Annotated in this window: 5 protein-coding genes and 4 pseudogenes; 6 read left to right on the top strand and 3 right to left on the bottom strand. The window is 68.1% G+C overall.

Translation table 11 applies throughout. The features are described from left to right. Positions 1-355: 355 nt before the first annotated feature. Entirely contained in the window at positions 356-1,231 is an 876-nt protein-coding gene (locus ABZW18_RS33965) for a GNAT family N-acetyltransferase (protein WP_356195187.1), read from the bottom strand. 371 nt (positions 1,232-1,602) lie between these two features. Next, entirely contained in the window at positions 1,603-2,313 is a 711-nt protein-coding gene (locus tag ABZW18_RS33970; RefSeq protein ID WP_356195190.1) for a TetR/AcrR family transcriptional regulator, read from the bottom strand. Positions 2,314-2,422: 109 nt separating this feature from the next. On the opposite strand from ABZW18_RS33970, the gene ABZW18_RS33975 reads away from it, so the two are divergent. Continuing rightward, complete coding sequence (locus ABZW18_RS33975; RefSeq protein ID WP_356195192.1) at positions 2,423-3,121, top strand: SDR family oxidoreductase; 699 nt, start codon at positions 2,423-2,425, stop codon at positions 3,119-3,121. A 187-nt stretch (positions 3,122-3,308) separates the two neighbouring features. On the opposite strand, the gene ABZW18_RS33980 is transcribed toward ABZW18_RS33975, so the two are convergent. After that, positions 3,309-3,437, bottom strand: a complete 129-nt coding sequence (locus ABZW18_RS33980; protein ID WP_356195195.1) for a hypothetical protein — start codon at positions 3,435-3,437, stop codon at positions 3,309-3,311. Between ABZW18_RS33980 and ABZW18_RS33985 the strand changes: the two are divergent. From ABZW18_RS33985 to ABZW18_RS34005, 5 genes and pseudogenes are all read left to right on the top strand, one after another. Further along, positions 3,409-3,573: pseudogene (locus ABZW18_RS33985) on the top strand (AraC family transcriptional regulator); the annotation flags it as partial. The gene ABZW18_RS33980 and the pseudogene ABZW18_RS33985 sit on opposite strands and share 29 nt — an antisense overlap. Before the next feature lies 1 nt (position 3,574). Beyond that, a pseudogene (locus ABZW18_RS33990) lies at positions 3,575-3,826 on the top strand (VOC family protein); the annotation flags it as partial. 67 nt (positions 3,827-3,893) lie between these two features. Then, entirely contained in the window at positions 3,894-4,250 is a 357-nt protein-coding gene (locus ABZW18_RS33995; protein WP_356195198.1) for a VOC family protein, read from the top strand. After that, positions 4,247-4,735, top strand: a pseudogene (locus ABZW18_RS34000) (pyridoxamine 5'-phosphate oxidase family protein). The gene ABZW18_RS33995 and the pseudogene ABZW18_RS34000 overlap by 4 nt, the downstream one beginning before the upstream one ends. 281 nt (positions 4,736-5,016) lie before the next feature. Next, positions 5,017-5,836, top strand: a pseudogene (locus ABZW18_RS34005) (excinuclease ABC subunit UvrA); the annotation flags it as partial.

Here is a 5,836-nt window from a genome sequence, read left to right on the forward strand (position 1 = left end):
CCCTCAACGCATTCCAGATCGCCTTCGAGGGCCGGCTCACCCCGGCCAACAGCTGAACCTCAACAACCAAGATCAGCCGTTAAATTGACACACCCCACGCCCCCACCCCTCGTGCGTCGGAACGCACAAGTAGCCCGCCTACGGCCGTCGCAGTCGCGGGAGAGGGCAGTAGCGATCGCCTCCCTCGACTACGACAGTTTTCCCGGGGGCGATCTCCGTCGGGGCCAGACCTTGCATGATGCTTCTCACCTGCTTTTATGTCCGTTCCCCGTGAAAGTGAGCGGTTCCCGCTCTATCTGATTGGCGAAGTGATCGGGTCCCGGGTGTTCTGATTGGCGGCACCCTGTCGGGCCTCTCAGCCGGTCGGTGTGCCGACGTAGATGTGGGTGCGGGTGTACGCGGTGAAGCCCATGGACTCGTAGAGCCGCTTGGGGACGGGATAGGCGGCGTCGCCGCGCGAGTAGACGATGGCGCGGTGGCCGCCGGCGTCGGCGAAGGCGTGCAGCACCGCGGTGCAGACGGCTCGGGCCAGGCCGAGGCGGCGGTGGTCGGGGTGGGTGCCGACGGGTTCGAATTCGCCGAGTCCGTTGGCAGGGTCGTACCAGCCTTGGCAGTAGGCGACGACTTCCCGGGTGGGCGAGGTCACGATGAGGTCGTGTTCGGGCCGGTAGGGCCAGGTGTCTCTCATGCGGGCGTGTCGTTCAGGGGTGATCCGGGTCGATCCGAAGGCGGCGCGGTGTGCTGCCGCCCGGCCGGTCACGTCGGCATGGTCGCGTTGGGCGTGGATCGAGTAGCCGTCCGGCAGGTGCGGGATGTCCGGCAGGTCGGTGAGGGGGCGGCCCAGACACGACAAGAACGGGCCATCGTCGGTCCGTGTGTATCCGCGCTGCACCAGCGCCATGATCAGGTGTGGTTCGGTCTCGGGGACATCGACGCTCAGCGGGCCGGGCGCCGTTTGTTCGGCCCAGGCGAGGACCTCGTGAGCCAGTTCCGGACGATCCGGGTCGACCTGGAGCACCAGAGTGTCGGGGAGTTCTAACCAGCCCCAGGCCAGCGTCTGTTCGTCCTGGATCCAGACGGCTGTCGGGCACTGGTCTGCGCGGTCGAGGGCCAGACACCAGTTCCAGGTGAGGTCTCCGATGTGGCGGTAGCCGGTTCTCGGAAAGGTACGGGTGGCCAGGCTCTGCATGGCTCGCAGCGCTACGGGTCCGGCGTGCTCATGACGTTGCATGGGCGCCATGCTGTCGAACCGTTTATTGACCAAGCAACGGAGTATTCCTTGCTTGCGCTCACTCGTGCGAGGGGTTTCATACCGTTCGTTCTTCTCGGTCAGCCTCTCCTGTGTCACTGGCGAGTGGCCGCCCGTTCCATGGTCGGAAATGTCCTGGGCTGGTGGAGCAGCGGGCCACGCCCGTGGCGGGTGCGGGAGAGACCCGACACGGTAGGTCCCCTCCAATGCAGGAGTTATCCCGGGGGAGCGAACCTCCGTCGCCCCCCGGCCTAAACGCCGGAGGCCGCCCTGCCCGAGCTGCGTGCCTTGCGGGGGATGAGCGGGGCCCATAGCCGGCTCAGCTCGCAGGGGCACCATTGCGTAAGGCGCCGTCACCCCTGCGGCGTGATGCTCAAGGACCGGATGAGCTGGGCCAGTTCTTCGCGGAAGAGTTTGTCCGGGCTGAGGGCCTGGGTCTGTAGGTGGCCGTAGATCTCCAGTGACACCAGGCCGTGCAGGTGGCTCCAGATGCGCAGGGCGAGGGCCACGGCGGCCGGGGGCAGGTCGGGGAAGGCCGGGCGGACCTTGTCGAGGAGGCCGGCGTCGAAGTCGGACCATGCGAAGTCGCTGTCCGCGTAGCGGTGTTCGGCGTGCGGCCAGGCGGCGGCCGCCAACCCGGTGATGCCGGTGCAGACGCGGTGGGCGGCGTCCGGGGCTGCGCCGCCCTCGGGGGGCCGGTAGCCGGGGACGGGGTCGCCGTAAATGAGGCGGAAGCCCTCGGGGTTGGCCAGGGCCCAGTTTCTGAAGGCGCACGCCCATGCCTGGATCCGGGCGGCCGGGTCCTGGGCGGGTGCGGCGTCCCAGGCGGTGTCCACGGTGTCGGCCAGTGAGGTGTACACGTTGTTGATCAGCGTGGTGACCAGGTCGTCGCGGCTGGCGAAGTAGCCGTAGATGGCATTGGCGGTCATGCCCATCTCGCGGGCGATGGCCCGCAGCGTGATCGCGGCGGGTCCGCCCGAGGCCATCAACTCGAGCGCGACCTTCTTGATCTCGGCGGTTGTCTCGGCCCGCAGCCGCTCGCGGCGCCCTCTGATCGTTCCCACAGTCGCTGACTCTACAGCGTCACTATGCTGAGTGCCGTATGTTTACTTCACCCCGTATAGTTTCCACATTCCGTGAAGACGGCGGCATCAGCAGCTTCAGGGGAGAGCCATGCACATCGGAGTCATCGGAGCCACTGGCAGCATCGGCAGTCGTGTCGTCACCGAAGCCCTCGACCGGGGGCACCATGTCACGGCCTTCAGCCGCGCCACGCAGATCGTCGAGGACCGCAAGAACGTCGTCTGGAAGAGCATCGACGTCCTCGACGCCGGCAGCATCGCCGCCGTCATACCCGGCCTTGACGTGTTGATCAGCGGATTCCAGCCCAGAAACGGTGCCAAGGACATCGCCGACACGGTAGCCCGCTCGATCGCCGATCCCACGGTGTACGCCACCGCCGCGCGAGCACTGCTGAAGGCGCTGGAGAGCCACCCCCGGACCCGGCTGATCGTCATCGGTGGCGCCGGCAGTCTGGAGATCGAGCCTGGACTTGTACGGGCGGATTCCGACGAACTCCTGCACGAGAGCCTCGATGCGCTCGGCCTGCCGAGGGAGTACGCCGGCGCAGTACGCGGCCACCGGGACGCCCTGAACGTCCTGCGCACGTCCAACCGGCTGTGGACCTACTTCAGTCCCGCGGAGGACATCGCCCCCGGCGAGCGGACGGGCCGGTTCCGGACCGGTGGCGATCAGCCGGTTCTCGACGCAGACGGGCGCAGCCACATCTCCGTGGAGGACGCGGCCGTGGCACTCCTGGACGAGGCGGAACTGCCCCGCTTCGTCCAACGCCGCTTCACCATCGGCTACTGAACCGACGCCGGCAGACCAACGCTGCAACTGTCGGATGGGTGCGGACCGGGTGCCGGCAGCGGCGTGTTCGGGATCCCCCTGGGGAAGTCCAGGAACTTCCCCAGGGGGAATATCGTGACCGTTCACACTTGTCACGCCACGGCCCATCAGTGATCCGCGCAGGCGGCCAGTCCTCGTGACCCCGCTGTCACAACTCGTTCTCACTCAAAAGGGGAGCAGGGCCGTTCTGGGCCTCACCCAGGAACTCCGGTCCCAGCTCGACGCGCTCGCCGAACACGGCATCCCGCGCGCTGGGCACCTTCAGCAGTCGCTTCACCGAGTTGGTCGGTATGCCGCCCAGCACCTACCGGCGCCACGCGGCGCGCGCGACGGCGGGGATGCCGTCGTGCGTGGCGAAACAGGTGACCGGACTGATCAGGAATCGAGAAGCGCGGTCACCCAGCCGCAGCTAGCGTGACCGCCGTGGACATCACGATTCACTCGACCTTCCTCCCGCACGACGGCCCGGACGCATCCCCGGCCTTCTATCGCGACACGCTCGGCTTCGAGGTCCGCAACGACGTCGGATACGGCGGGATGCGCTGGATCACGGTCGGCCCCGCCGACCAGCCCGGCACGTCCATCGTCCTGGAGCCGCCGACCGCCGACCCCGGCATCACCGACGACGAGCGCCGCACCATCACCGAGATGATGGCCAAGGGCACGGGCTTCCCGTTCGTTTAAGCCCGACAACCCCACCGGGTCGATGTGACCCACGACTTCAGGAGTGACCATGACCGGCTCTTCCACCCAGGGAATCAAGACCGTGCTGCATCCCGTGTCCGACCTGGCAACGGCCAAGGCGGTGTACGCCGCCCTGCTCGGCGTACCGCCGCAGACCGAGGGGTCCTACTACGTCGGCTTCGAGGCCGCGGGCCAGCACATCGGGCTGGTGCCGGGCGGTGGAGCGCAGGGCATGACCTCGCCGGTGGCCTACTGGCACGTGCCGGACATCGAAGTGAAGCTGGCCGAGGTGACCGCCGCGGGTGCCACCGTGAAGGAGCCCGTGCGCGACGTCGGGGGCGGCCGCCTGGTGGCCACCGTCACCGACCCCGATGGCAACGTCCTCGGGCTGCTTCAGGACCGATGAGTGCCGACCCCCGCTCCCGCCCCCAGCGTTGTCGCGACACCGAGCATCGGCTCACCCACGACATCGATGTCTGGGTGACCAGTGCCTCGGCGGGCGGTGCGCCGTATCCGGTGCCGCTGTCCTTCGACTGGGACGGCGAAGCGCTGCTAGCGGCCACGCCGACGGGCAGCCCGACCGGCAGGAACCTGCCACCACCCGAACCGTTCGGCTGGGGCTGGGCCGCACCCGCGACGTGTCCATGATCAATGGCGAAGTCGAGGTTCCCGAGATCGACGCGCTGCCGCAGCAGCGGGGTGACCGGTTCGCCGCGCGCACCGGCTTCAACCCGTCCCCAAGCTCTGAACTTCGTTCGAGCAGGGGAGACCCCATGGCGCCGGCCACGCCGTACCGCTGGTTCCGTATCTCCCGCGCCGCATCCAGGCTTGGCACGAGGTGAACGAGATGCCGACCGCGAGCTGATGCGCGACGACCGCTGGTTGGTCTGACGCCTCGGCCGGGCGCGCCGCGTGGCCGAGGCCCAGAGGCTCCACGGGCCGAAGCGGCGTGGATGCCTTGGTTCTTGCGCCGAGCGCGACCCCGGCCAGCGTCAGCCGGACGGGCGTCGCGCCACCCCGGCCGACACCGCCGAATCGGGTAGACAGCGGACCGTTGCCGCGACCGCGCCGACGAAGTAGAACCAGACGTACTGCTCGCAGCTGGGCAGATCGAGCCAGGCGACGCCGACGGAGACCGCGAAGGCGGCCCCCGCCCAACAGATGGAGACACGATGAGCAAGGCCAAGAGGACGGACACGCAGTCGCCTGCGCTGCACGTTGCTGCCGACAGCCACGATCTGATCCGCGTGCACGGGGCGCGCGAGAACAACCTCAAGGACGTCAGCGTCGAGATCCCGAAGCGCCGGCTGACGGTGTTCACCGGCGTCTCCGGCTCGGGCAAGAGCTCGCTGGTGTTCGACACGATCGCCGCGGAGTCGCAGCGGCTGATCAACGAGACCTACAGCGCTTTCGTACAGGGCTTCATGCCGACCCTTGCGCGGCCCGAGGTCGACGTACTCGACGGGCTGACGACCGTGATCACCGTCGACCAGGAGCGGATGGGGGCCGACCCCCGCTCCACGGTCGGCACCGCCACCGACGCCAACGCGATGCTGCGCATCCTCTTCAGCCGACTCGGGAAGCCGCACATCGGCCCGCCCGGTGCGTTCGCCTTCAACGTCCCCTCGGTCCGGGCGAGCGGTGCGATCACCGTCGAGCGCGGTGCCAAGAAGGCCGAGAAGGTGACCTTCACCCGCACCGGCGGCATGTGTCCGCGCTGCGAAGGACGGGGCACGGTCTCCGACATCGACCTCACGCAGCTCTACGACGACTCCAAGTCGCTCGCCGAGGGCGCGTTCACCATCCCCGGCTGGAAGTCGGACAGCTTCTGGACCGTGCGGGTCTATGCCGAGTCGGGCCTCCTCGACCCGGACAAGCCGATCCGCAAGTTCACCAAGAAGGAGCTGCAGGACTTCCTCTACCGGGAGCCGACCAAGGTGAAGGTCGAGGGCGTGAACCTCACCTACGAGGGGCTGATCCCCAAGATTCAGA

It is taken from the genome of Streptomyces sp. NPDC004647, from assembly GCF_040609575.1.
Taxonomy (GTDB): Bacteria; Actinomycetota; Actinomycetes; order Streptomycetales; family Streptomycetaceae; genus Streptomyces.